We start from the raw sequence: 24,574 nt of genomic DNA, 5'->3' as shown, positions 1-24,574 counted from the left end.
GGCGGGGGCCTGCGCTTGAACAATGCCAATGCCATGGGAGGCCATGCCAAGAAGTTATGTGCGGGGCCGGGACTGACGCGCCGCACAGCTGCGCCCCCCCTTCGGGAAAAAGATGCCTGTTGCAAGCACTTGGATGGTGCGGCCGTGTGCACCAAACTGGCGGCATAACTTTTGGTCATGGCCACCCTGCGCAAATGAATTGTTCAAAGGCAGCGCAAATTTCTACAGTGGCCCTGCGTTCCGGTTTTTTTGCATTCATCCGATCGTCTGTTCGCCAGGTTTTCAGTTCGATTGCCTGTCTATCGTTGGTTCGTTTTTGCCTCCATCCATCTGCTTTTGCACAAAGGGATTTCCATGAAGCTCTCTGCCGTCACCTCCGCCGCCATCGTGGCTTCTGGCCTGCTGGCTAGCACTGTGGTCAGCGCCGACACCCTCAAGAAGGTTGCCGAGTCCGGCAAGATCACCGTGGCGTACCGCGAGTCGTCGGTGCCCTTCAGTTACCTGGCCGGGCCAGGCGCACCGGTAGGCTTTGCGGTGGACATCACCAACGCCGTGGTCGACGCCGTGAAAAAGCGTGTGAACAACCCGGCACTCAAGGTCGAGCTGCAGGCCGTCACTTCGCAAAACCGCATCCCGCTGCTGCAAAACGGCACCATCGACCTGGAGTGTGGATCGACCACCAACAACAGCGTGCGTGGCAAGGACGTGCAATTTGCCATCAACTATTTCTAAACCGGCACGCGGCTGCTCACCAAGAAAACCTCGGGCGTGAAGAACTACGCCGACCTGGCCAAGAAGAAGGTGGCCAGCACCTCGGGCACCACAAACGCGCAGGTGATCCGCAAGTACAACCGCGACAACAATCTCGACATGGACATCGTCCTGGGCAAGGACCACGACGATGCCGTGCTGCTGGTGGACAGCGGCCGCGCCGAGGCGTTTGCGATGGACGACATCCTGCTGTTTGGCCTGATGGGCAATGTGCGCAACCCGGCCGAATGGGCGGTGGTGGGCGACTCGCTGCAGGTCGAGCCCTACGCCTGCATGCTGCGCAAGGACGACCCGCAGTTCCAGACGCTGGTCAACGGCGTGATCGGCGGGATGATGAAGTCGGGCGAGTTCGAAAAGCTCTACGCCAAGTGGTTTAACGCGCCCGTGCCGCCGCGCAACCAGAACCTGAGCCTGCCGATGAGCAAGGAACTGCGCGAGAACCTGGTCGCGCAGAGCGACAAGCCAGCGCAGTAAGGCGGCGCGAGCATGCTTTCTTGTGTGTCTGCACGCCACCACCCCGCCACGCAGGTGGTGGGCATCCTGGGGGGTATGGGGCCGGCTGCCGGGGCGGATTTTGTGCGCCTGTTCGTGCAGGCCTGCACCGAGCACATGGGGGCCCTCGGCATTCCGGTGCACGACCAGGCCTACCCCGAACACTGGCTGGCGCAGGTGCCGATCCCTGATCGCACGGCGGCCCTGCACGACACGCGCCCGGGCGCGCACCAGCCGGCCGAACCCCTGCTGCAGGCTACGGGGCGGCTCTCAGCGCTGGGCGCGCGCGTGGTGGCCATTGCCTGCAACACGGCCCACGCCTGGCACGGCATCCTGCAGCAGCGGTTTCCTCAGCTGGAGGTGCTGCACGGCGTGCAAGAGGTGGTCGCCGACATGGCTGCGCGCGAGGTGCGCGGCGTGGGCCTGCTGGCCACGCAAGGTGCCTACGACGCGGGCCTCTACCAAGGCGAGCTGGAGCGCGCCGGCATCGGCTGTTTTGTGCCCGAGATGCACGAGCGTGAGCTGCTGATGCAGGGCATCTACGACGGCGTGAAGGCCGGCAACTACACGCTGGCGCGCCAGCGGTTTGAGTCGGTGTCGCTCGCGCTGCAGCAGCGCCACGGCGTGTCCACACTCATCATGGGCTGTACCGAGATTCCGCTGGCCCTGGCCGAACACCCGCGCCTGCCGGGCTTGTCGCTGGTCAACCCCTCGGTGGTGCTGGCCTCGGCGCTGGCGCGGCATGCCTACCGCGAGATGGCCCCTACCTGTTGAAGCGCGTGCACGCGCCATTCCGGCTGCGGCGCGCCCCCTTTTCTCTGAAGGCAAAGTGATGGCATTCCTCAAGACAGAGGCGGCGGTGCGGGTCCGCGCGCGGGAGTCGGCATGGCGCTCGGGCCTCGCGATGTGCCTTGCTGCCGTGGCGGGCATGGCCAGTGCGCAGTCAGCGCTGCCGCCCCAACAGCCATCGCCCGGCACCGCAGGCAAGACCCTGCAGCGCATCCAGGCCAGCGGGGTGGTGGTCATTGGCCACCGCGAATCGTCCGTGCCCATGTCGTATGTGGCCAATGGCACCCCCATGGGCTACAGCGTGGATGTCTGCCTGCAGATTGCGCAGGCACTGGGCCGCCATCTCAAGCTGCGCGAACCCCGCGTGGCCTACCGCATGGTGACCTCGAGCAACCGGTTCGACGCCATCGAGAAGGGCGAGGTCGACCTGGAGTGTGGCTCCACCACCAACACCGCGGCGCGCCGCCAGCGGGTGGCCTTCACCATCGCGCACTTCATCGCGTCCTCGCGCATCGTGGTGCAAAGCGGCAAGCCATATTCGCGCATTGAAGACCTGGACGGCAAAGCGCTTGCGTCCACGGCAGGCACCACCAACATCGACTCCTTGGCGCGCGAGGCTGCGGCCAAGGCCATCCGGGTGCGCATCGAGCCCGCCAAGGACCATGCCGAGGGGTTCGGCTGGGTGGTCGACGGCAAGGTGGAAGGTTTTGCAATGGACGACGTGCTGTTGTTCGGCCTGCGCGCCAGCCACAGCCGCCCGGAGGACCTGAAGGTCATCGGCAAGCCCATGACGATCGAGCCCTACGCCGTAGCCTTCGAGCGCGACAACCCCGAACTGAAGGCCGTGGTGGACGCAGAGCTGCGCCGGCTGATCCACACACGCGAGCTGCATCGGCTGTACGACAAATGGTTCACCTCGCCCATTCCGCCCAAGGGCCTGAACCTGGGCATGCGCATGTCGCACCTGCTGGTGGACTCGCTCAAATATCCGTCGGACTACGTGCCGCAGTAGCGGGGTGCGCGGGGCTTGGGTGGGGTGCGAACACCTCGATGCGGTTGCGCCCCCCGTGCTTGGCGCGGTACAGCGCGGCGTCGGCCGCCTGCACCAGGGTGTCGGAGCCCACCTCGGGCCGCGGCACCAGGCTGGCCACGCCAATGCTCAGGGTGAGCATGGGGGCGGTGGGTGAACGTGGGTGGGGCAGGGCGGCGCCGTGCAAGCTGTCCAGGCAGCGCTGTGCCACGGTCACGGCATCGGCCAGCGGTGCATCGGGCAGCAGCAGCACGAACTCTTCTCCGCCGTAGCGGGCGGCCACCTCGTCAGCGCGGCGGATGGAAGCCTGCAGCAGCTGCGCCACGCGGCGCAGGCATTCGTCGCCTGCCAGGTGGCCGTAGTGGTCGTTGTAGAGCTTGAAGTGGTCGATGTCGATCAGCACCACCGCCAGCGGCGCCTGGTGGCGCGCGCAGCGCAGCCATTCGGTGGCCAGCCGGTCGTCAAAACGGCGGCGGTTGCCGATGCCGGTCACGCCATCGGTGGTGGACAGCAGGGCGAGCTTTTCGTTGGCGGCGGCCAGCTCCTGCTCCTTGCGCACCAGCTGCGTCACATCGGTGCGTACGCCCGCAATGCCGCCCTGCGGCGTGCGGCGCTCGTCGGCCTGCAGCCAGCGCCCATCGGGCAGGCGCTGCAGCATGGCGTGGTCGGCGGCGCGGTGGTCTGCCACGCGTTGTGCGATCCAGTCCTCTTCGCGGCCCACGGCGTCCAGGTACTGGCCGCGCTCCACGCCGTAGCGTGCAATCTCTTCAAAGGTGCTGCCGGGCACGATCATGGGCGCCGAGATGGGGTAGAGCTTGCGGTACTGGGCGTTGCACACCACGAGCCGGTCGTCGGCATCAAACAGCGCAAAGCCTTCGGGCAGCGACTCCACGGCGTCGTGCAGCAGCTGGCGCGCTTCCTGGGCTGCGTGCTGCGCGGACTCCAGGGCCTGACGCTGCTCGATCAGGTCGGTGATGTCCAAACGCACAGCCACCACGTAGTTCTCGGGCGTGCGGGTTTCGTAGATGTTGATCCAGCGCCCATCGGCCAGCCGCTGCACCAGGTTCGAAGTGCGGCTGCCGTGCTCGGACAGCCGCTCGGCGATCCAGGCCTCCTCGCGGCCCTGGGCCGAGGGGATCAGCCCCCGGTCGACCGAGTGCCGCAGGATGTCGGCGAAGCTGCGGCCCAGGTGCTCCGCATAGTTCATGTGTGGGTACATGCGCGACAGCTGCTGGTTGTACAGCACCAGCCGGTCCTGCTCGTCGAAGATCTCGATGCTCACCGGCAGGGCCTCCACCGCGCGCTCGAGCAGTTGGCGGATCTGCTGGCTCTCTTGCCGCGCCGCCTCGGCCGCCTGGCGCTGGCCGATGAGGTCGGTGATGTCCAGGCGCACGCACACGGTCATGCCCGACGGCGTGCGGCTTTCGTGCATGTGCATCCAGACGCCCCCCGGGTAGCGGCGCACCTCGGGGCCGGGCCGGTGGCCGCGGATGGCCAGCTCGTGCGCAAGCCAGAGCTCCTCCTGCCCCGCGGCCTCCTGCGGCACACCATGGCGCAGCCCTTCGCGCAGCAGCTCTTCGTAGGTCTTGCCCAGCAGCGCCTCCACCGGCACCTGCGGCCGCAGACGCGCCATGTGCTCGTTGCACAGCACCAGGCGGTCTTGCTCGTCGTAGATTTCGAGGCCCGCCGGCATCGCATCGACCGCCTCGCGCAGGCTGCGTTCGGCGCGCTCGGCATGCTGCAGCGCCTGCTTGAGCGCGCGCTCCTTGTGCATGGCGTCGGTGATGTCGGTGCGCATCACCACCGTGCCGCCGCCCGCCAGCGCACGCTCGGTCAGCTGCACCCAGCGGTCGCCACGCACCTCTTGCAGGGCGGTTCCTGCGGCCTGCCGGTGGCGCTCCATGCGTGTGGCGATCCAGGCCTCGATGTGGGGCTCCGCCTCGAGGATCTCGCCCGACGCGGCGATGCGGCGCAGAACGTCTTCAAACCGTGTGCCGTAGTCCAGGTGCATCGAGACCCCGGGCGCTACCTCGCGGTAGCGGGCATTGCACAGCACCAGGCGGTCGTCCGCGTCGTAGATGGCCAGCCCGGCGGGCAGGATGTCGAGCGTGGCCGTCAGCTGCGCGCCGGCCCGCTGCGCCGCGTGTTGCGCTGCATGGGCCTCGGCCTGCAGCCGCTGGGTGCGGTGCGCCATGCGCCAGTGCAGGCCGGCCACCAGCAACAGCATGGCCCCTGCGCAGATGAGCGCCGTGCGTGCTGGCGTGTGCAGCGTGTGGCTGGCCAACGCCCACCCCAGCAGAGCCAGCCCGCCCAGGCCACAGGCAGCTACCACCGGCAAGGCCGTGGGGTCGTCGCGCGGCGGAGCAGGGTTCATGGTCTGTCGGTCGGTCTGGGTGAAATGTCGGCCGCGATAGGCGTTGCGGTGCCAAGGCCAACATCGCGGTCGCACCACCGAGGTGCAATGGGGCTGCGGTTTGGCCAGGGCTTAAACAGGTTCGCAGAAAGTCGTGGGCATGTCATCCATAAATTCCCCCAAGCGCGGGGGCCGGTCTGCACCGGGTTCGTAAACGTCCTAGACTCCAGGGCCGCCTCCCTGTCCCATCCACCCTTCTCATTGCTGGAGAAACCGATGCTCACTGACGACCTGCACTCCGACGCCCACGCCCTGCTGCCCGGCCGCACCACCGAATCCGGCGCCACCCGCCGTACCGCGCTGCAAGCTGCGCTGGGCCTGGGTTACGCCGCTGCCGCCGCGCCCATCATGGCGCAGACGGCCATCGCCACGTCCAGCGACGGCCTTACAGCGGGTGAGGTGAGTTTCATGGTCAATGGCTTCAAGGTGCCGGCCTACCGCGCCGCGCCTGCCGGCAAGACGGGCCTGCCCGTGGTGCTGGTGATCCAGGAGATCTTTGGCGTGCACGAGTACATCGCCGACACCTGCCGCCGCTTTGCCAAAGCCGGTTACCTGGCGATCGCGCCCCAGCTGTATGCGCGCCAGGGCGATCCGGCGCAGTACACCGAAGTGGCCAAGCTCATGGCCGAAGTGGTGTCCAAGGTGCCCGATGCGCAGGTGATGGCCGACCTGGACGCCACGGTGCAGTGGGCCACCGCCAATGGCGGCGACGCTGCCCGCGTGGGCATCACCGGCTTTTGCTGGGGCGGGCGCATCACCTGGCTGTATGCCGCACACGGCCCGGTGAAGGCGGGCGTGGCCTGGTACGGCCGGCTGGTGGGCCAGCCCAGCGACCTCACGCCCAAGCACCCCGTGGAGATCGCCCCGATCCTCAAGGCGCCGGTGCTGGGCCTGTACGGCGAAAAAGACACCGGCATCCCCCTTGACACGGTTGATAAGATGAAAGCTGCCCTGGCCAGTGGTTCGCCGCAGGCCAAGGCATCGGAGTTCGTGATCTACCCTGACGCGCCCCATGCCTTCCATGCCGACTACCGGCCCAGCTACCGCAAGGAAGCGGCCGACGATGGCTGGATGCGGGCGCTGGCTTGGTTCAAGAAGCACGGCGTGGTCTGACCGCCGCGGCCTGCCCGCTGCCGCAACCGAAGCCGCCCCGATGGGCGGCTTTTTTTGCCCCGCGGCGCGGCGCCAGAATTTGATACAAAAATAAGCCCTGGCGCTTATTCATAAAGCACAAGTAGCTATGACTTTGGTAGCAATCATCCTGGCCACCCTGGCCGCCGGTATTGGCAGCGTGTGGCTGGCCGCGCTGCTGATGCGCCTGGGCCTGGGCGGGCGCGCAGACAGCGTGGGCCCCCAGCACCTGCTGAGCCTGGCGGCGGGCGCACTGCTGGCCACGGCCTTCATGCATCTGCTGCCCGAGGCCTTCGAAAGCCAGGCCGGCGCCCACGACCTGTTTGCCACCTTGCTGGTGGGCGTGGTGTTCTTCTTTTTGCTCGACAAGGCCGAGCTCTGGCACCACGGGCACGAGCACAGCCACCCAGCGCCGTCCGGCAATCACGCGCACGACCACGCCCACGAAGGCCATGACCACGGCCATGTGCACCACCACCATCACGCTCCCCGGTCCGGTGGCTGGGCCGTGCTCACCGGCGACAGCGTTCACTGCTTTGGCGACGGCATCCTCATCGCATCGGCCTTCATGGCCGACATACGCCTGGGCGTGATCGCCGCCGTGTCGGTGCTGGCGCACGAAGTGCCCCACCACATGGGCGACCTGGTGGTGTTGCGCCAGACCAGCCCCAATCGCAGCATGGCGCTGGTCAAGGTGTCACTGGCCGGCGCGGTCACGGCGCTGGGTGGCGCGGTGGGCTACTTCCTGGTGGGCCAGATGCAGGACCTGCTGCCGTACTTTTTGGCCGTGGCCTCCAGCAGCTTTGTGTATGTGGCCCTGGCCGACCTGATCCCCCAGTTGCAAAAACGCCTGACAGCCCGCGAAACCGTGGCGCAGATCGCCTGGCTGATCGCGGGCATGGTCATCGTGACGTTGGTGAGTGGCGCAGCACACGGGCATTGATGGATAGCCTGGAGCCGCTGGGCGTGATTGCTTGAGGCGCTGGGCGCTTCACCTCCGGTAGCGCCGCCGGCTGCCGGCCGAAGCCAGTTCCGCGCTGGTGGGCGTTGATGGGGTGCGTGTCCTGACGGTTTTGAAGCGATTTAGGCCGCTAGCGCTTGTTCATCAAGCGCTTTTAGCTATCAATAAAATAGCAATCAGCGAAAAATGCTGGCAGCTGATACCGGGGCCGCCATGGAGCTGTCGCCACCGAGTCGTCGGTGGCGTTCCTTTTCAGGGCTGAGCTACTTACCGCGCCAAGCTGCCCGCGCAGGCGGCTCAGGCTCAAGGCGCAGGGGCCCTGGCCTGTGTCGCCAGGGCGAGCGTGCCTCAGGCCAGCGTTTTATCTCGCCAACTCTTCCCGCACCGCCGCCACCTGCCGCCGCGACACCGCCAGCAGTTCGGTCGATCCCTGCAGCCGCACCGCCCAGCCTTCGCCTTCCTCGGCGTCGTAATGTTTTTCCAGCGCGCGCACGGCACGGCGGGCCACCAGGGCGTTGCGGTGGATGCGCATGAAGCGCGGCGCAAACTTGGCTTCCAGCTCGCTCAGCGCGCCGTCCATGATGTAGCTGCGCGTGGCGGTGCGCACCGTCACGTACTTCTGCTCGGCCTTGAAGTACAGCACCTCGGCCAGCGGCAGGCGCTCGGTGCGGCCGCGGTCCTGGATGAGCAGGGTTTCGCCGTCGGCCACGCTGGGCGCGGCGGCCGCTGCAGAGCCGGGTGTGCGGGTGCTGCGCTGCACCTTGGCCAGCGCCTGCTGCAGGCGCTCGCGGCGCACGGGCTTGGTGAGGTAGTCGACCGCGTCCAGCTCGAACGCGCTCACCGCGTGGTCCATGTGCGCCGTCACAAACACCACGGCAGGCGGGTGCGGCAGCGCTTGCAGGGCATGCGCCAGGGCCAGGCCATCCTGCCCGGGCATGTGGATGTCCAGCAGGACCACATCAAACGCCCGCCCGCCGGTCGCGCTCAGCTGGGTCAGCGCCTCGCCGGCATTGGCGGCCTCGGCCACCGAGAGGCGCTGCAGCGAAGGCGCGTCGGCGCAGTCGGACAGCAGGGTGCGCAGGCGGCTGCGGGCCAGGGCTTCGTCGTCAACGATGAGGATGTTCATGGTCGTCTGGGGGCGGGGTGGGGTCTTCGGTGGCGGGCACCGCGCTGCGGCGCGGCGGTGGGGCGCTCTTGCTGCCGTTCGGTCGGCCTCGGGCGCTGCCTGTCGCCCGGTCGTCGGGGCGCGGCACGCGGTCTTTTTTCTGCTCGGGTGCGGGCAGGGTGATGCGGACCTGGTACAGCCCGTCCTGCACGCCGGCGGTGAACTCGCCCTGCACATCGTGCAGCAGGGCCAGGCGGGCGCGCACATTGGCCAATGCGATCCCGTGGCCCTTGGTGGAGGGCTCGTCGTCCTTGCCGCCGCGGCCGTCCTTGGACGGCAGCGTGTTGGTGATGCGCACCACCACGCGGCTGCCGCGCAGCTCGGTCAGCACGCGCAGCCTGCCGCCGCGTGCGCTAGGCTCCACGCCGTGCTTCACCGCGTTTTCGACCAGCGGCTGCAGCAGCAGCGGCGGCAGGCGTGCGCCATCGGTGCGGGGGTCCAGGCTCCACTGCACCTGCAGGCGCTGGCCAAAACGCACTTCCTCAATCGCCAGGTAGCGCCGCGCCAGCGTGACTTCTTCGGCCAGCGTGACCGACTCGCCCTGCTCGATGAGTGCATGCCGGAACAGATCGGACAGGTCTTCGAGCAGCGACTCGGCCTTGGCCGGTTCGTCGCGCACCAGCGCAATCGCGCTGTTGAGGGTGTTGAACAAAAAGTGCGGGCGGATGCGCGACTGCAGCTCGGTAAGGCGCGCGGTGGTGGCCGCCGGCGTGCGGCCCCGTGCGCGCAGCACCAGCGCCGCCACCAGGATGGCCGCCAGCAGCGCCCCAGTGGCCGCACAGGCCAGCCACGGTGGCGAGGTGGTTTGCGACACCAGCGTGAGCATGCCGCACGCGTAGGCGCCGGCCAAGGCGCCCAGCAATACGCCGGCCACGTACTGCTGCGCGGTCGACAGGCGCTGCAGCAGGGTCTTGAGGCTGCACGCCGTGATCAGCCACACCAGCGTGGCCGGCAGGGCACCGCCCGTCAGCAGCGCCAGCGTGGCCAGCCACTCCACCGGGTTGCGCGCCCCGTACATGGCGCCCACACCCACTACCAGCTCCACAAACAGCACGGCACGCAGCACCACGCCCACCTGGCAGGCATCAAACACCAGCGCCCGCCGCGGTGGCCCCCCGCTGCCGCTGCGCGCCAGGCCCGGCCCTGCGCGCAGGCTTCGCGCAGCGCCCCCTGGCGTGTCGGAATCCGGCGGTGGAGGCGGGGTCGATAAAATTTGCGTGTTTTGCATTGCGGCGCCCGGGTTGTCCGGGTGTCTGAACCTCCGGATTATTGCCCTCCTATGTCCAAAGCCCAAGCCACCAGCGCCACGCCGTCTGCGCCATCCCACAACCAGCTCGACACCAAGGCACAGGCCTGGTCGGCGCTCTTTTCGGAGCCCATGAGCGACCTGGTCAAGCGCTACACCTCGAGCGTGTTCTTCGACAAGCGCCTGTGGCAGGCCGACATTGCAGGCAGCCTGGCGCACGCCGAGATGCTGGCGGCGCAGGGCGTGATCAGCCAGGAGGACCACGCCTCCATCCAGCGCGGCATGGCGCAGATCACGTCCGAGATCGAGTCCGGCGCGTTTGAATGGAAGCTCGATCTGGAAGATGTGCACCTCAACATCGAAGCACGCCTGACCCAGCTGGTGGGCGATGCCGGCAAGCGCCTGCACACCGGCCGCAGCCGCAACGACCAGGTCGCCACCGACGTGCGCCTGTGGCTGCGCGGCGAGATCGATCTGATTGGCGATCTGCTGAAAGAACTGCAGGTGTCGCTGGTGGACGTGGCCGAACAGAATGTCGAGGTGATCCTGCCCGGCTTCACCCACCTGCAGGTGGCCCAGCCCGTGAGCTTTGGCCACCACATGCTCGCGTATGTGGAGATGTTCAAGCGCGACGCCGAGCGCATGGCCGACGTGCGCCGCCGCACCAACGTGCTGCCCCTGGGCAGCGCGGCCCTGGCCGGCACCACCTACCCGCTGGACCGCGAGCGCGTGGCGAAAACTCTCGGGATGGAAGGCGTGTGCCAGAATAGCCTGGACGCTGTGAGCGACCGCGACTTCGCCATCGAATTCACCGCCGCCGCCAGCCTGTGCATGGTGCATGTGAGCCGCCTCTCTGAAGAACTCATCATCTGGATGAGCCAGAACTTCGGCTTCATCAAGATCGCCGACCGTTTCACCACGGGCTCATCGATCATGCCGCAGAAGAAGAACCCCGACGTGCCGGAACTCGCGCGCGGCAAGACCGGGCGCGTGGTCGGCCACCTCATGGGCCTGATCACGTTGATGAAGGGCCAGCCACTGGCCTACAACAAGGACAACCAGGAAGACAAGGAGCCACTGTTCGACACGGTGGATACGCTCAAGGACACGCTGCGCATCTTTGCCGAGATGGTCGGCGGCCAGCTGAACCCCGCCACGGGCAACAAGGAGGGCGGCATCACCGTCAACGCGCCGGCCATGGAGCAGGCTGCGCTCAAGGGCTACGCCACTGCCACCGACCTGGCTGATTACCTGGTCAAAAAGGGCCTCCCTTTCCGCGACGCGCACGAGACGGTGGCGCATGCCGTGAAGGCGGCCACTTCGCACGCGTGCGACCTGTCGGAGCTGCCGCTCACGGTGCTGCAGGGCTTTCACCCCCAGATCGAAAAGGACGTGTACGAGTGCCTGAGCCTGCGCGGCTCGCTCAACGCCCGCAACACGCTGGGCGGCACGGCGCCCGCCCAGGTGCGCGCGCAGGTCGCACGCCACCGCGCCCGCTTGGCTTGATTTTTGCGGCAACGCTGCAACGCACCACCACAGATCCGGAGTTCTTCCATGACGACCCCTTCTCGCCGCAGCCTGCTGTCCCGGCTTGTGCGCACCAGTGCCCTGGCCGGCGTCGCGCTGACCATGGGCCTGGCCTTTGCCCAGACCCCCAAGCCCATCCGCCTGCTGGTCGGCTTCCCGCCGGGTGGCGGCACCGACGCCATTGCGCGCACGCTGGCTGAAAAGCTCAAGGACGAGCTGGGCCAGCCGGTGGTGGTGGAAAACCGCCCGGGTGCCGGCGGCCAGATCGCCGCACAGGCGCTCAAGGCCGCGGCGCCGGATGGGACCACGCTGTTCCTCACGCACGACCACACCATCTCGATCCTTCCCCAGGTGGTGAAGAACCCGGGCTTCGACCCCGCGCGCGACTTTGTGCCCGTGGGCGGCTTTGCCACCTTCGTGAACGCGTTCGCGGTGTCGGGCGGCACGCCGGCCAAGTCGTTCACGGAGTATGTGAACTGGGTCAAGACCACAGGCAACGGCAAGGGCGCGGTGGGCATTCCGGCGCCTGCGTCCACGCCCGAGTTTCTGGTCAAGCTGCTGGGGCAAAAGTACCAGCTGGACCTGGTATCGGCGCCTTACCGCGGCAGCGCGCCGATGATGGCCGACATGCTGGGCAACCAGATCGGCGCGGGCGTGGCGTCGGTGCAGGACTTCATCGAGAACCACAAGGCCGGCAAGGTGCGCGTGGTGGGTGTGCTGGGCACCAAGCGCCAGGCCGCCATGCCCGACGTGCCCACGTTCGACGAAATGGGCCTCAAGGGTTTTGAAGACCTGCCGTACTACGGCATCTACGCGCCTGCCGGCACGCCGCAGAAGTTCATCACCGACTTCTCGGCCGCACTCGCCAAGGTCGTGGCCCTGCCCGACGTGCGCGACCACCTCACCGCCATGGGCCTCACCGTGGGCCACATGACGCCGCCGCAGCTGGGTGCGCGGGAGAAGGCGTACACCGAGGCCTGGACGCGCATCATCAAGACTAGCGGATTTGTGGCGCAGTGATCGGTAGCGGTGCCAAAATAAAGCATGAAATTGCCATCTAGCGCTTGATGGATAAGCGCCAATAGCTATCTATTCGATAGCATTTCGCCGGGCGCTTTCCCGGCGTTTGTGCGCCGCGGTGCGGTGCAAATCAGAGCAGCACCCTCCGACCCCTCCGATTCGGCAAAAAGTCACGCTCAACACGTAAGCGCGTGCAACGCGGTGCCGGTATCGGTGCCGTTTTGTTACGCTCGCCGCTTCCTTCGGAGGGGAAAGCGTGAACGCAAAAAAATGGATGTTGGCCGCTGGCCTGTCGCTGGCGGCCTGGGGTGCACAAGCCCTGCAGATCACCAGCTTTTCGCCGCAAGGCGAGGTGGCGCGCGTGCGCCAGGTGGTGGCCAAATTCGACGGGGCGGCCGTCAATTTTGGCGACCCCAAGGCGCCAGCACCGCTGGCCCTGAGCTGCAGCGACGCCAGCGCCACCAAAGGCACCGGCCGCTGGACCAGCGAACGCGAGTGGGTGTTTGACTTTGAGCGCGACCTGCCGCCCGGCGTGCGCTGCACCGCCACCGTCAAAACCGGATTCAAATCGGCCGCTGGCGCTGATCTGAAGGGCACTTTAAGCTATCAATTCAATAGCGGTGGCCCGTTTGTCCAGGACATCCGTCCCAGCCCCTACGTACCCATCGACGAAGAGCAGTTCTTCGTGCTGCAGTTCAACGGCTCCGCCACCACCGCCAGCGTCCAGGCCAACGTATGGTGCACGGTGGAAGGCGTGGGCGAGCGCGTCCCGGTGCGTTTGATCGAGGGTTTGCAGCGCGCCGAAATATTGAAGACACTGGGCCTGGAAAAAAACGCGGCGAAAGACCCCTTGCAGTACGCCACGCTCGCCTGCAACCGGCGGTTCACCTCCGGTTCGCGAGTCCAAATCGTGTTTGGCAAGGGCGTGGCCACCCCCAGCGGTGTGGCCAACACGGTGGAAAAGCGCTTTGACTTCAAGGTGCGCGAGCCGTTTTCGGCCGAATTCAGCTGCGAACGCGAGAATGCCCAGGCCGCCTGCCTGCCGATCCGCCCGATGCAGCTGTCCTTCAACGCGCCGGTGCCGCGCAAGCTGGCGGCGGCGATCCGCCTCAAGTCGGCAAAAGACACCCTCAAGCCGCAGATCGAGGGCGGCGCCGAAGGTGCGCAGGCCGATGCGCTGGTGAGCAGCGTGCAGTTCAGTGCGCCGCTGGCCGAAAGCACCGCTTTCACGCTCGAGCTGCCCAAGGATTTCAAGGACGCCTCGGGCCGCGCGCTGAGCAATATCGACAGCTTTCCGCTCAAGGTGGCCACGGGTGGCATGCCGCCGCTGGCCAAGTTCGCCGCCGCGTCCTTTGGCATCGTGGAGCGTTTTGCCGAAGGTCCGGCGTCTGACAACCCGCCCGCGCTGCTGCCCGTGACGCTGCGCAACGTCGAAGCCCAGCTGCGCGTGCAGGGCCTGCAGCCCGGCACACAAGGCGCCGTCCCGGCCGCAACCCCCACCCCCACAGCGCCGGCAGGCAAGGTCAGCACCTTCACGCCCGGCACCGACGCCGAAATCATTGCGTGGTTTCGCAAGGTCAAGCGCTACGACAACTACACGGTGCAGCGCAAGCAGGCGCGCCGAGACGTGACGGGCCCGCTGCCCAAAGTACTGGACGACGACCGGGAGTATGTGCAGACGCGCATGGTGTCGCTGCTCGCGGGCAAGGGCGGCGTAAAGACGCTGGACCTGCCCAAGCCCGCCAGCGGCGATGTGCGCCCGTTCGAGGTGGTCGGCATTCCGCTGTCGCCCGGCTTCCACGTGGTGGAGATCGCCTCGCAAAAGCTGGGGGCCTCGCTGCTGGATGACCGCCACGGCGACGCACGCACGATGTATGTGCGCACCTCCGCACTCGTCACCAACCTGGGCGTGCACTTCAAGTTGGGCCGCGAGAACGCGATGGCCTGGGTGACCACGCTGGACAAGGGCCAGCCCGTGGAGGGGGCCAAGGTGCGCGTGTCCAACTGCGTGGGCAAGGAAGTGGCCACCGGCGTGACCGATGCGCAGGGCCTGGCGCGGCTGGAAGGCGTCTCGACCGATCCCTCCACCTGTGGTGAAGGCGATGGCGAGTACGAGGGCAGCCGCGGCTACTTTGTGAGCGCGCGCAGCAAGGGCGCCGACGGCGTGGAGGACATGGCCTTCACGTGGAGCGACTGGCAGCGCGGTATCGAGCCCTGGCGCTTCAACGTGCCCACCAGCAGCACGCCCGAGCCCGATGAGCGCGCCCACACCATCTTCGACCGCACGCTGTTCCGCGCGGGCGAAACGGTGTCGATGAAACACCTGCTGCGCACCGAAACCCGCAAGGGCTTCGGCGTGCCCGACACCGGCCCCGACAGCCTGGTCATCACGCATGTGGGCAGCGGCCAGCAGTTCAAGCAACCCCTGGTCTGGCGCCGCACCCCCAGTGGCGGCCTGAGCGCGCAAAACACCTTTGCCGTGCCCCCGGCCGCCAAGCTGGGGATGTACCAGGTCGAGCTGCGCAACCAGTCCGACAGTGGCCGCAGTTTCACGTCCGGCGAGTTCCGCGTGGAGGAGTTCCGCCTGCCGGTGCTGGAGGGCCGCATCGCGCCCGCCGACAAGAAGGCGCTGGTGCGCGTGCGCTCCGTGCCCACCGACGTGCAGATCAACTATGTGTCGGGCGGTGGCGCAGCCAACCTGCCGGTGCGTGTGTCGGCCATGGTGCGCGGCAAGGCGCTGAACTACAGCGACTACGAGGCTTTCAGCTTCAACCCGCCGCGCCCGCGCGAGCAAGCGGCGGCCAGCAGTGACGACGAGGAGGCCGCTGCCAGCCAGGATGCGCGCGTCATTGCCGACAAGCTGCCGCTCACGCTGAACAAGGACGGCGCCGGCAAAGTCACCATCGACAACGTGCCCCAGGCGCGCCAGCCGCAGGAGCTGGTGATGGAAGCCACCTATGCCGACCCGAATGGCGAGGTGCAGACCCTGCGCAGCGTGCAGGCCCTGTGGCCAGCCGGCGTGGTGGCAGGCGTCAAGACCGAAGGCTGGGTCTCGGCCCGCCAGAAGATCCGCTTTCAGGCGCTGGCACTGCAGCACAACGGCAAGCCGGCCGCCGACACCTCGCTGCAGGTGCAGGCCATTGCGCGCATCACCACCACCACCCGCAAGCGCATGGTGGGCGGCTTCTACAGCTACGACAACCAGACCGAAACCAAGGACCTGGGCACGCTGTGCAGCGGCAAGAGCGATACCCGCGGCCTGCTGCTGTGCGAGTCCAAGCTCGATGTAGCCGGTGAGGTGGAACTGGTGGTGACTGCCACTGACAAGGATGGCAACACCAGCGTGGCCGCATCGTCGGTGTGGGTCACGCGCCAGGGCGAACTGTGGTTTGGTGGCGAGGACCATGACCGCATCGACCTGCTGCCCGAAAAGAAGAGCTACCAGCCCGGCGAGACCGCCAAGTTCCAGGTGCGCATGCCGTTTCGCTATGCGACCGCCCTCGTGGCGGTGGAGCGCGAGGGCATCATCGAAACGCAGGTGGTGCAGCTCAACGGGCAAGACCCGACCGTGAGCCTCAAGATCCGGCCCGAATGGGGGCCCAATGTGTACGTGAGCGTGCTGGCCCTGCGCGGCCGACTGCGCGAGGTGCCCTGGTACAGCTTCTTCACCTGGGGCTTCAAGGCGCCGCGCGAGTGGTGGACGTCCTTCTGGTACGAAGGCAAGGAATACCAGGCGCCCACGGCGCTGGTCGATTTGTCCAAACCCTCGTTCCGCCTGGGCCTGGCCGAGATCCGCGTGGGCACCCAGGCGCACCAGATCGATGTGAAGGTGGCGGCCGACAAGGAAAGCTACGCCGTGCGCGGCAAGGCGCAGGTCACCATCACCGCCACGCTGCCCGGCGGCAAGCCCGCAGCCAATGCCGAAGTGGCCGTGGCCGCGGTGGACCAGGCGCTGCTCGAGCTGATGCCCAACAACAGCTGGAACGTTCTCGAAGCCATGCTCCAGCGCCGCAGCTGGGGCGTGGAGACATCCACCGCGCAGATGGAGATCATCGGCCGGCGCCACTACGGCAAGAAGGCCGTGCCCGCGGGCGGTGGTGGCGGCAAGGCGCAGACGCGCGAGCTGCTGGAGACGCTGCTGCTGTGGGAGCCCGCCATCGTGCTCGATGCCAACGGCCAGGCCAAGGTGACGGTGCCGCTCAACGATGCGTTGACCACCTTCAAGATCGTGGCGGTGGCGGATGCGTCCACCGGCCTGTTCGGCACCGGCAGCACCAGCATCCGCGCCACGCAAGATTTGCAGATCATCAGCGGCCTGCCGCCGCTGGTGCGCGAGGACGACCAGTTTCGTGCCCAGCTCACGCTGCGCAACACCACCAAGGCCGCGATGAAGGTCGAGGTGTCGCCGCGCGCCACGCTGCTGGACTTGAAGCCGCAGATGGTGGACATCCCGGCCGGCGAGGCGCGCGAGGTGGCGTGGAACGTCACGGCCCCGGCGCAGCTGGCGCAGACGCGGTCGGAGTCCATCCTCTGGGAGATCGAAGCCAAGGACACGGTCAGTGGCGCGCGCGATGCGCTCAAGGCGCGCCAGCGCATCATCCCCGCCGTGCCCCTCACGGTGCAGCAGGCCACGCTGGTGCAGGTGGACGGCAGCTTCAACCTGGACGTGAACCCGCCCGCCGATGCACTGCCGGGCCGCGGCGGCCTCAAGATGTCGCTGCAGCCCAAGCTGGCCGAAGGCCTGCCCGGCGTGCGCGACTGGTGGGCCCGCTACCCCTTCGCCTGCCTGGAGCAAAAGACCAGCAAGGCCGTGGGTCTGCGCGACGGCGCGCTGTGGCAGACCGTGGTGGCTCAGATTCCCACCTACCTCGACAGCGACGGCCTGGCCAACTACTTCCCGCCGCGCGACGGCGATGCCAACCGGGGCAGCGACACGCTCACGGCCTATGTGCTGGCGGCCACGCACGAGGCTGCCGCGGTCAACTCCGCCTTTGCGCTGCCGGACGACGTGCGTGCCCCGATGGAGCGTGGCCTGATCGCCTTCATCGAAGGCCGCATCGAGCGCAGCTTCTGGAGCCCGCGCAAAGACCTGGACATGCGCAAGCTCGCCGCCATCGAGGCGCTCTCGCGCTACGGCAAGGCGCAGGGCCGCATGGTGAACAGCATCACCATCGCGCCCAACCAGTGGCCCACCCATGCGGTGATCGACTGGGTGAACATCTTGAAGCGCGTGGCCGATGTGCCCGAGCGCGACAAGCGCCTGGCCGAGGCCCAGCAGATCTTGCGCAGCCGCTTGTCGTTCCAGGGCACCAAGCTCATCTTCAGCACCGAACAGGACGACTACTGGTGGTGGCTGATGCAAAACGGCGACGTGAACACCGCGCGCCTGATGCTGGCCGTGATGGACGACCCGACCTGGAAGGACGACATGGGGCGCCTGGCCAACGGCTTCATCAGCCGCCAGCAGGGCGGGGCGTGGCACACCACCACGGCCAACCTGTGGGGCGGGCTGGCGCTGGAGAAGTTCAGCGCCAAGTTCGAGGCCGTACCAGTGTCGGGCACCACGAAAGCCGCCATGGGAGGCAACAACGCCGCTGTCGATTGGAGCAAGGTCGAGCGCGTGAAAACCACCGACGTGACCGGTGCGCCGCACCAGGGCACGTGGTTTGGCGCGCCCGCCTCGCCGGGCAATCTGAAGAACAACGGCATGTTCCTGCCTTGGTCGGCCACTGCAGGCAAGGCGGGGGGCAAGGAGCAACTGGCCGTCACGCACCAGGGCCCGGGCAAGCCGTGGCTCACGCTGCAGTCGGTGGCCGCTGTCCAGCTCAAGGCGCCGTTTGCCGCGGGGTACAGCATCACCAAGACCGTGACGCCGGTGGAGCAGGCCAACAAGTCGCTGCCCGCAGGCCAGTACACGCGCGGCGACGTGCTGCGCGTGACGCTGGAAGTCAACGCCAGCGCCGACATGACCTGGGTGGCCATCACCGACCCGATCCCGGGCGGCGCGACCATCCTGGGCAGTGGCCTGGGGCGTGATTCGGCTATCGCGACGCAGGGCGAGAAGCCCAAGAGCGGCGCGGGCTGGCCCGCATTCGAGGAGCGCAGCTTCGAGTCCTTCCGCAGCTACTACGAGTACCTGCCCAAGGGAGTCGTCAAGATGGAGTACACCGTGCGCCTGAACAACGTGGGCGACTTCGCGCTGCCCCCGAGCCGGGTGGAGGCGATGTATGCACCCGAGATGTTTGGCGAGGCACCGAACGCCCGCGTGAAGGTAGAGGCGGGCAAGTAAGCCGCTGCGGCGGGGCAGGCCGCGTGCCTGCCCTGCTTACAAGGGTTCGCCCACCCAACCACGGCAAAATCCGGCGGCACTGTCCGCGCGGCAGCAGTCACCGGTGCCACGACGTTCCAAGGAGCCATGAACATGACCAATGCTTCCACCCCCCCGCCAACACACTCCCTGCTCACCGTCTCCGTCGAGGTCGGCTGCGATGCGCAACGTGCGTGGCAGGCTTTTGTCAGCCCGGCCGCCATCACCGCCTGGAACTTCACCAGCCCCGAGTGGTGTTGCCCCCACGCCGAAAACGACCTGCGCGTGGGTGGTGCCTTCAGCTACCGCATGGAGGCCAAGGATGGTTCCATGGGGTTCGACTTCGCCGGGACCTTCACCGAGGTGGTGCCCCACCGGCGGCTGCGCTACGCGCTGGGTGAGCACCGCGAGGTGGTGGTCGACTTTGTCGACCTGCCCGGCGGACGCACCGAGGTGCGGCAGAGCTTCATCCCCGACACCACCTTCCCGCCCGAGCAGCAGCGCGCGGGCTGGCAGGCGATCCTCGATAACTACAAGACATTTCTGGAGTCGGGCGGGTGATGGGCATTGCGCAGACGTTCGCCCCGCAGTGGCAATCAGTCGGCCGGCTGGGGTGCGTCCATGGCCCGGCATAGGGGCGTGCCGGACGCGTGGCTACTCTGCGGCGTACCACTGGCAGCGGCACGGTCTGTGGCTGCCGTGGCTTTGTCCATGCTGCTGGGGGTGCCAAGCGCGCACGCCCTGCCGTCCTTCGACGAGGTGCGCGCCGACTTCAAGCCCTCCGACACCCAGATCCTGTCGCGCGAGGGCGAGGTGCTGCAGCGCGTGCGCACCGATGCCACGGTGCGGCGCGGGCAGTGGGTGGCGCTGGCCGACATCTCGCCCGCGCTGCGCACGGCGCTGGTGCTAAGCGAGGACAAGCGCTTCTTCGAGCACAGCGGTGTGGACTGGCGTGCCGCGTCGGCCGCAGCCTGGGGCAACCTGTGGAACCAGCGCGCGCGCGGGGCCAGCACCATCACCATGCAGCTGGCAGGTTTGCTGGACGGGGACTGGCGCCAGGGCCCTGGCGGGCGCACCGTGGTGCAAAAGCTCGGGCAGACCGTGGCGGCGCAGGTGCTGGACCGGCGCTGGCGCAAGGACCAGGTGCTGGAGGCGTACCTCAACCTCGTGCCGTTCCGCAGCGAGCTGGTCGGCATCGACGCGCTGTCTCGCACGCTGTTTGGCAAGGCGGCGCACGGCCTGGACGACCGCGAGGCGGCGGTGGCTGCCGCGCTGGTGCGCGCGCCCAACGCGCGGCCAGCGCTGGTCGCACAGCGCGCCTGCGGGGTGCTGCGCGATATGCAGGCCCTGCCGCCCCAAAAGCCAGTGGCACAGGCCGCAACCCGCGGCGCGGCGCAACCCGCTGCGGCTGCGCCGGTTGCGGCCCCGCCGCCCCGCGTGGATTGCGATGCGCTCGACGTGTACACCACCGCCGCACTGCAGCGCCGCGCGTTCGACGCCAGCGAGGGCGTGGCCCCGCACTTTGCGCGCCACCTGCTGCGCCAGCAGTTCAAGGACCGCGCCGGCCCGGTGCCCGAGCGTGTGTCCACCACCCTGCGCGCGCCGCTGCAGCGTTTTGCCGTCGCCAGCCTGCAGCAGCACCTGCGCGAGCTGCGCGGGCGCAACGTGGAAGACGGTGCCGTGCTGGTGCTCGACAACGCCACGGGCGCGGTGTTGGCGTGGGTGGGCTCGTCGGGCCAGCTGAGCCAGGCCAGCGAGGTGGACGGCGTGCTGGCGCTGCGCCAGCCGGGCTCCACGCTCAAGCCGTTTTTGTATGCACAGGCGATTGAACAGCGGCGGCTGACCGCGGCGTCGCTGGTGGATGACTCGCCCGCGCACATCGCCACGGCGGGCGGGCTGTACATCCCGCAGAACTACGACCGGCAGTTCAAGGGGTGGGTGTCGGTGCGTACCGCGCTGGCCGCGTCACTCAACGTGCCGGCGGTGCGCACGCTGGTCATGGTCTCGCCCGACGCGTTTCACCGCCAGCTGCGTGCGGTGGGCATGCCGCTGCGCGAAAGCGGCGACTACTTTGGCTACAGCCTGGCGCTGGGCAGCCCCGAGGTGCCACTGCTGCACCTGACCAATGCCTATCGCACGCTTGCCAACGGCGGGCGGGCCAGTCCTATTGCAGGCACACTGGCCAATGGCGGGCGCCTGAGCCCGGTCGCCCTGGCCGCGCCCGCGCCGGGCCGCCCGCCGGTGTTCACCCCCGGGCTCGATGCGCGCGCGGCCTTCATCGTGGGCGACATCCTGTCCGACGGCAACGCCCGTGCCCGCACCTTCGGCACCGACAGCGTGCTGGCCACGCGCTTCTGGACAGCGGTGAAGACGGGCACCAGCAAGGACATGCGCGACAACTGGGCCGTGGGCTGGTCGGAGCGCTACACCGTGGGCGTGTGGGTGGGCAACGCCAGCGGCGCCGCCATGCACGACGTGAGCGGCACCAGCGGTGCAGCGCCCATCTGGGCCGCGGTGATGCGCTTTTTGCACGCCCGCGAACCCAGCCGTGCGCCCAAGGCGCCCGCGGGGCTGGTTCGCGCCCCGGTGCGGTTTGGCGCCGCTGCGGCTGTGGATGCGGATGCGGCGCCGCGGGGCCCCAGCGCAGGCCGCGCTGCAGGTGCAGGTACAGGGAAAGGTGCAGCCGACACACGCCAGCCGCTGGAGGCCGCGCGCGACGAATGGTTTGTGCAGGGCACGCAGCAAACGCTGTTTGCTATTGATTCAGGAGCTGATAGCGCAGATACAGCAAGCGCTAGAGGCCAAAAAGGCTTGAAAAATGCCACGCGCGGCCCCGCCCAGGCGGCCGCGACCGCTGCCGAGGCCAACAACACAGCCACCACGGGCGGCTCCAGCCCCGGCCCGGCCGCCCGCATCACCGCCCCGGCGCCCGGCACCATCGTCGCGCTGGACCCGGACATCCCGCCCGAGCGGCAGCGCCTGCAGTTCACTGCCACCGGCCAGGGGCTGCTGTGGCGCATGGACGGCAAGCCGCTGGGCCGCGGCGCGCGCGTGGCCTGGCTGCCGTGGCCGGGCCGGCATGTGGTGCAGCTCACCGATGCGCGCGGCGAGGTGCTCGACGAGATCCGCATCGAGGTGCGTGGCGCCGGTGCCCTGGGTGCAACACCCCGGGCCAGTGCGCATTGACGGCGGCCAATCCCGCGCATACGGTGGAGCGTTCATTGGGCGCGCATCCCGCCAGCGCCGCCGGCAGCGCGGCTTGGGCTTGCCCGGGCCGGCCGCAGGGCAAGCCCCCGTGGGGGTATTGATTGATTACAGGGCCAAGAATCGTTACAAGATATTTCTATGCCCTTCCTGCGCCAGTTCTTCACCCACCGCCTGATCTGGCTGGCCTTCCTCGTCTCCCTGGGCATCGGCGCGCTGTTTGCCCGCACCATCTGGACCATCCGCACCGACGAGTGGAACTACGCCGCGCAGACCAATGCCAACCTGGCGCGCACGCTGGAGCAGGGGCTTACCTGGGCGCTGGACACCTTCGACAAGTCGCTCGAAGGCGTTGTCCGCGAGGTGAGCCAGCCCGAGGTGTGGGCGCTGCCCCCCGACCTGCGCTCGCGCGTGGTGTTCGACAACTCGCTGCGCGTTCGCGGCGCGGGCGACGTGATGGTGCTCGACGACAAGGGCAATGTGTTGCTCGACTCCCGCCCGCTGTCGCCGCGCCGCATCAACCTGGCCGACCGCGAGTACTTCACGGTGTTCCAGAACGGAGCGCACGAGGGCCTGTACATCGGCAAGCCCGTGCCTTCGCGCGTGACCGGCGTCAACGTGCTGCCGCTGTCGCGCGCCTACTACCGCCCTGACGGCAGCTTTGCCGGCGTGGTCGTCGGCAACGTGAGCCTGAGCTACTTCAACGAGCTGTTCGGCTCGCTGGACATGGGGCTCAACAGCGGCGTCAACTTGTTTCGCAGCGATGGCGTGGTCATCACCCGCTTTCCCTACGGCGATGCCGACGTGGGCCGCAGCCTGGCCGGCACGCCCAACATGCTGCGCTTTCAGGCGGAGGGCACGGGCACCTTTGTGGGCACTTCCACCATCGACAACATGGAGCGGATGTATTCCTTCCGCCCTGTGGGGCGCTACCCGCTGATCCTCAACGTCGCGCAGGCCACCGACACCATCCTGGCCAAGTGGTACCGCAGCGCGTGGGTGCTGGGCGGTTTTGCGTTGTTGCTCATGATCAGCTGCGTCGGGCTGGCCACACTCTTCGTGCGCGAACTGACGCTGCGCCAGCGGGTCAGCGGGCTGCTGCGCGAGGCCGAGCGCAACACGCGCACCATCCTCAACAACCTGCCCTCGATGATCGGCTACTGGGACGACGACCTGCGCAACCGGTATGCCAACAGCGTTTACTTCGACTGGTTCGGCGTGCAGCCCGAAACGCTGCGCGGCATGCACCTGAGCGAGCTCGACAGCCCCGACTACTTTGCGCAAACCAAGCCCTTCCTCGAGCGGGCGCTGCAGGGCGACCCCCAGTTGTTCGAGCGCACCTTCGTCGACGTGCGCGGCGTGCGGCGCCACACCATGGCGTCGTTTTTGCCAGACGCTGAGGGTGACAAGGTGCGCGGCGTTTTTGTCCAGGTCACCGACATCTCGGACCGCAAACGCATGGAAGACGAGCTCTTCGACGAAAAAGAGCGCGTGCGCCTCACGCTGCAGTCCATCGGCGACGCCGTGGTGTGCGCCGACGCGCGCGGCATCGTGACCTACCTCAACCCGCCCGCCGAGCGCCTGACGGGCTGGCAGGCGTTTGACGCGGCCGGGCGCCGCATCGACGAGGTGGTGGTGCTGCGCAGCAACCACAACGATGGCGTGCTGGCCAGCTCGCTGCTGGCGGTCATCGAGAGCGGCCAGGTGGCCGGCTCGGTGCGCGGCGTGATCGTGCACCGCACCAGCGACCAGCGCTTTCAGGTGGAGAAAACATCGAGCCCCATCACCGACCGCCACGGCGTGGTGACGGGCGCCGTGGCCGTGCTGCGCGACGTGACCGAATCGGTGGTGATGGCCGAGCGCATGGCCCACCTGGCCCAGTACGACGCGCTGACCGACCTGCCCAACCGCGTGCTGCTGCACGACCGCGCCCAGATGGCCATCACCCAGGCGCGGCGCCACCGCCACTGCCTGGCGGTGATGTACCTCGATCTGGATGGCTTCAAGGCCGTCAACGACAGCCTGGGCCACGATGTGGGCGACCTGCTGCTGGTGCAGTTTGCCCAGCGCCTCAAAGCCGCCGTGCGCGCGTCCGACACCGTGTGCCGCCAGGGCGGCGACGAGTTTGTGGTGCTGCTGCCGGGGCTCGACGGCGCCGAGCCCGCGTGCAACGTGGCGCGCAAGATCCTCGCGTCGTGTGATGCGCCGTTTGAACTGGCGGGCCGCTTCGTGCAGATCGGGCTGAGCGGCGGCATTGCCCTGTACCCCCAGCATGGCGACACCTTCGACGCACTCTCGCGCCACGCCGACAGCGCCATGTACGCCGCCAAACGTGGCGGGCGGATGCGCTTCATGCTGTACCGCGGCCCGGAGACCGAGCCCGAGGTGGTGTTGCCCAACCCTGCAACGGGCCCGTCGAAATAGCCGCTGGCCACGGTCGGATGGCGGGTACGTTCAGCCTTGCAAGCCGGTTGAGCGCGGTAAGGCTTGCTAAACCGTTTGCTATTAAATATGTAGC

At 67.9% G+C, this 24,574-nt stretch carries 13 protein-coding genes and 1 pseudogene; 11 read left to right on the top strand and 3 right to left on the bottom strand.

Annotation, left to right across the window (positions count from 1 at the left end; translation table 11 throughout):
* Positions 1 to 354: 354 nt before the first annotated feature.
* The 3 genes and pseudogenes from ACSQ3Q_RS17675 to ACSQ3Q_RS17665 all read left to right on the top strand — a co-directional run bounded on the left by ACSQ3Q_RS17675 (position 355) and on the right by ACSQ3Q_RS17665 (position 3,064).
* Positions 355 to 1,245: pseudogene (locus ACSQ3Q_RS17675) on the top strand (transporter substrate-binding domain-containing protein).
* A gap of 12 nt (positions 1,246 to 1,257) precedes the next feature.
* Entirely contained in the window at positions 1,258 to 2,037 is a 780-nt protein-coding gene (locus tag ACSQ3Q_RS17670) for an aspartate/glutamate racemase family protein (RefSeq protein ID WP_436135634.1), read from the top strand.
* A 58-nt stretch (positions 2,038 to 2,095) separates the two neighbouring features.
* The gene (locus ACSQ3Q_RS17665; RefSeq protein ID WP_436135633.1) at positions 2,096 to 3,064 is read left to right on the top strand and encodes an amino acid ABC transporter substrate-binding protein; all 969 of its coding nucleotides are present in this window, start codon (positions 2,096 to 2,098) and stop codon (positions 3,062 to 3,064) included.
* Here ACSQ3Q_RS17665 and ACSQ3Q_RS17660 read toward each other — a convergent pair.
* Positions 3,033 to 5,456 carry a PAS-domain containing protein gene (locus ACSQ3Q_RS17660; RefSeq protein WP_436135632.1) on the bottom strand — a complete coding sequence of 808 codons (2,424 nt, stop codon included), beginning with the start codon at positions 5,454 to 5,456 and terminating at the stop codon, positions 3,033 to 3,035. The genes ACSQ3Q_RS17665 and ACSQ3Q_RS17660 overlap by 32 nt on opposite strands.
* Positions 5,457 to 5,711: 255 nt before the next feature.
* Here ACSQ3Q_RS17660 and ACSQ3Q_RS17655 point away from each other — a divergent pair, with 255 nt between their 5' ends.
* Positions 5,712 to 6,608, top strand: a complete 897-nt coding sequence (locus ACSQ3Q_RS17655; protein ID WP_436135631.1) for a dienelactone hydrolase family protein — start codon at positions 5,712 to 5,714, stop codon at positions 6,606 to 6,608.
* A gap of 127 nt (positions 6,609 to 6,735) precedes the next feature.
* Complete coding sequence (locus ACSQ3Q_RS17650) at positions 6,736 to 7,569, top strand: ZIP family metal transporter (RefSeq protein ID WP_436135630.1); 834 nt, start codon at positions 6,736 to 6,738, stop codon at positions 7,567 to 7,569.
* 379 nt (positions 7,570 to 7,948) lie between these two features.
* On the opposite strand, the gene ACSQ3Q_RS17645 is transcribed toward ACSQ3Q_RS17650, so the two are convergent.
* Together ACSQ3Q_RS17645 and ACSQ3Q_RS17640 are read right to left on the bottom strand one after the other, a co-directional pair.
* A complete protein-coding gene (locus tag ACSQ3Q_RS17645) occupies positions 7,949 to 8,713 on the bottom strand; it encodes a LytR/AlgR family response regulator transcription factor (RefSeq protein ID WP_436135629.1) in 765 nt (254 codons plus the stop codon).
* Positions 8,694 to 9,980, bottom strand: coding sequence for a sensor histidine kinase (locus tag ACSQ3Q_RS17640; protein ID WP_436135628.1), 1,287 nt, complete (start codon positions 9,978 to 9,980; stop codon positions 8,694 to 8,696). The genes ACSQ3Q_RS17645 and ACSQ3Q_RS17640 overlap by 20 nt, the downstream gene beginning before the upstream one ends.
* 51 nt (positions 9,981 to 10,031) lie before the next feature.
* Here ACSQ3Q_RS17640 and argH point away from each other — a divergent pair, with 51 nt between their 5' ends.
* The 6 genes from argH (at position 10,032) to ACSQ3Q_RS17610 (ending at position 24,480) form a co-directional block, all read left to right on the top strand.
* The gene (gene argH / locus ACSQ3Q_RS17635) at positions 10,032 to 11,504 is read left to right on the top strand and encodes an argininosuccinate lyase (protein WP_436135627.1); all 1,473 of its coding nucleotides are present in this window, start codon (positions 10,032 to 10,034) and stop codon (positions 11,502 to 11,504) included.
* 48 nt (positions 11,505 to 11,552) lie between these two features.
* Positions 11,553 to 12,545, top strand: coding sequence for a Bug family tripartite tricarboxylate transporter substrate binding protein (locus tag ACSQ3Q_RS17630; RefSeq protein WP_436135626.1), 993 nt, complete (start codon positions 11,553 to 11,555; stop codon positions 12,543 to 12,545).
* 274 nt (positions 12,546 to 12,819) lie between these two features.
* Positions 12,820 to 18,834, top strand: a complete 6,015-nt coding sequence (locus ACSQ3Q_RS17625) for an MG2 domain-containing protein (protein ID WP_436137029.1) — start codon at positions 12,820 to 12,822, stop codon at positions 18,832 to 18,834.
* A gap of 132 nt (positions 18,835 to 18,966) precedes the next feature.
* Positions 18,967 to 19,413, top strand: a complete 447-nt coding sequence (locus tag ACSQ3Q_RS17620) for an SRPBCC domain-containing protein (RefSeq protein WP_436135625.1) — start codon at positions 18,967 to 18,969, stop codon at positions 19,411 to 19,413.
* A 150-nt stretch (positions 19,414 to 19,563) separates the two neighbouring features.
* Positions 19,564 to 22,038 (top strand): penicillin-binding protein 1C, encoded by a 2,475-nt coding sequence (pbpC, locus tag ACSQ3Q_RS17615; RefSeq protein WP_436137028.1) that lies wholly within the window; start codon positions 19,564 to 19,566, stop codon positions 22,036 to 22,038.
* 159 nt (positions 22,039 to 22,197) lie between these two features.
* Positions 22,198 to 24,480, top strand: a complete 2,283-nt coding sequence (locus tag ACSQ3Q_RS17610; protein WP_436135624.1) for a bifunctional diguanylate cyclase/phosphodiesterase — start codon at positions 22,198 to 22,200, stop codon at positions 24,478 to 24,480.
* Positions 24,481 to 24,574 lie beyond the last annotated feature (94 nt).

Source organism: Acidovorax sp. LjRoot129 (assembly GCF_964253765.1).
Taxonomy (GTDB): Bacteria; Pseudomonadota; Gammaproteobacteria; order Burkholderiales; family Burkholderiaceae_C; genus Acidovorax.
Note: the sequence above shows the minus strand (reverse complement) of the source record. Positions and strands in the feature narration are given on the sequence as shown.

Bases quoted from the DNA above. Each gene is read 5' to 3' on its own strand.
- ACSQ3Q_RS17670 (WP_436135634.1), top strand. From the start codon at position 1,258: ATGCTTTCTTGTGTGTCTGCACGCCACCACCCCGCCACGCAGGTGGTG.
- ACSQ3Q_RS17665 (WP_436135633.1), top strand. From the start codon at position 2,096: ATGGCATTCCTCAAGACAGAGGCGGCGGTGCGGGTCCGCGCGCGGGAG.
- ACSQ3Q_RS17660 (WP_436135632.1), bottom strand. From the start codon at position 5,456: ATGAACCCTGCTCCGCCGCGCGACGACCCCACGGCCTTGCCGGTGGTA.
- ACSQ3Q_RS17655 (WP_436135631.1), top strand. From the start codon at position 5,712: ATGCTCACTGACGACCTGCACTCCGACGCCCACGCCCTGCTGCCCGGC.
- ACSQ3Q_RS17650 (WP_436135630.1), top strand. From the start codon at position 6,736: ATGACTTTGGTAGCAATCATCCTGGCCACCCTGGCCGCCGGTATTGGC.
- ACSQ3Q_RS17645 (WP_436135629.1), bottom strand. From the start codon at position 8,713: ATGAACATCCTCATCGTTGACGACGAAGCCCTGGCCCGCAGCCGCCTG.
- ACSQ3Q_RS17640 (WP_436135628.1), bottom strand. From the start codon at position 9,980: ATGCAAAACACGCAAATTTTATCGACCCCGCCTCCACCGCCGGATTCC.
- argH (WP_436135627.1), top strand. From the start codon at position 10,032: ATGTCCAAAGCCCAAGCCACCAGCGCCACGCCGTCTGCGCCATCCCAC.
- ACSQ3Q_RS17630 (WP_436135626.1), top strand. From the start codon at position 11,553: ATGACGACCCCTTCTCGCCGCAGCCTGCTGTCCCGGCTTGTGCGCACC.
- ACSQ3Q_RS17625 (WP_436137029.1), top strand. From the start codon at position 12,820: ATGTTGGCCGCTGGCCTGTCGCTGGCGGCCTGGGGTGCACAAGCCCTG.
- ACSQ3Q_RS17620 (WP_436135625.1), top strand. From the start codon at position 18,967: ATGACCAATGCTTCCACCCCCCCGCCAACACACTCCCTGCTCACCGTC.
- pbpC (WP_436137028.1), top strand. From the start codon at position 19,564: ATGCTGCTGGGGGTGCCAAGCGCGCACGCCCTGCCGTCCTTCGACGAG.
- ACSQ3Q_RS17610 (WP_436135624.1), top strand. From the start codon at position 22,198: ATGCCCTTCCTGCGCCAGTTCTTCACCCACCGCCTGATCTGGCTGGCC.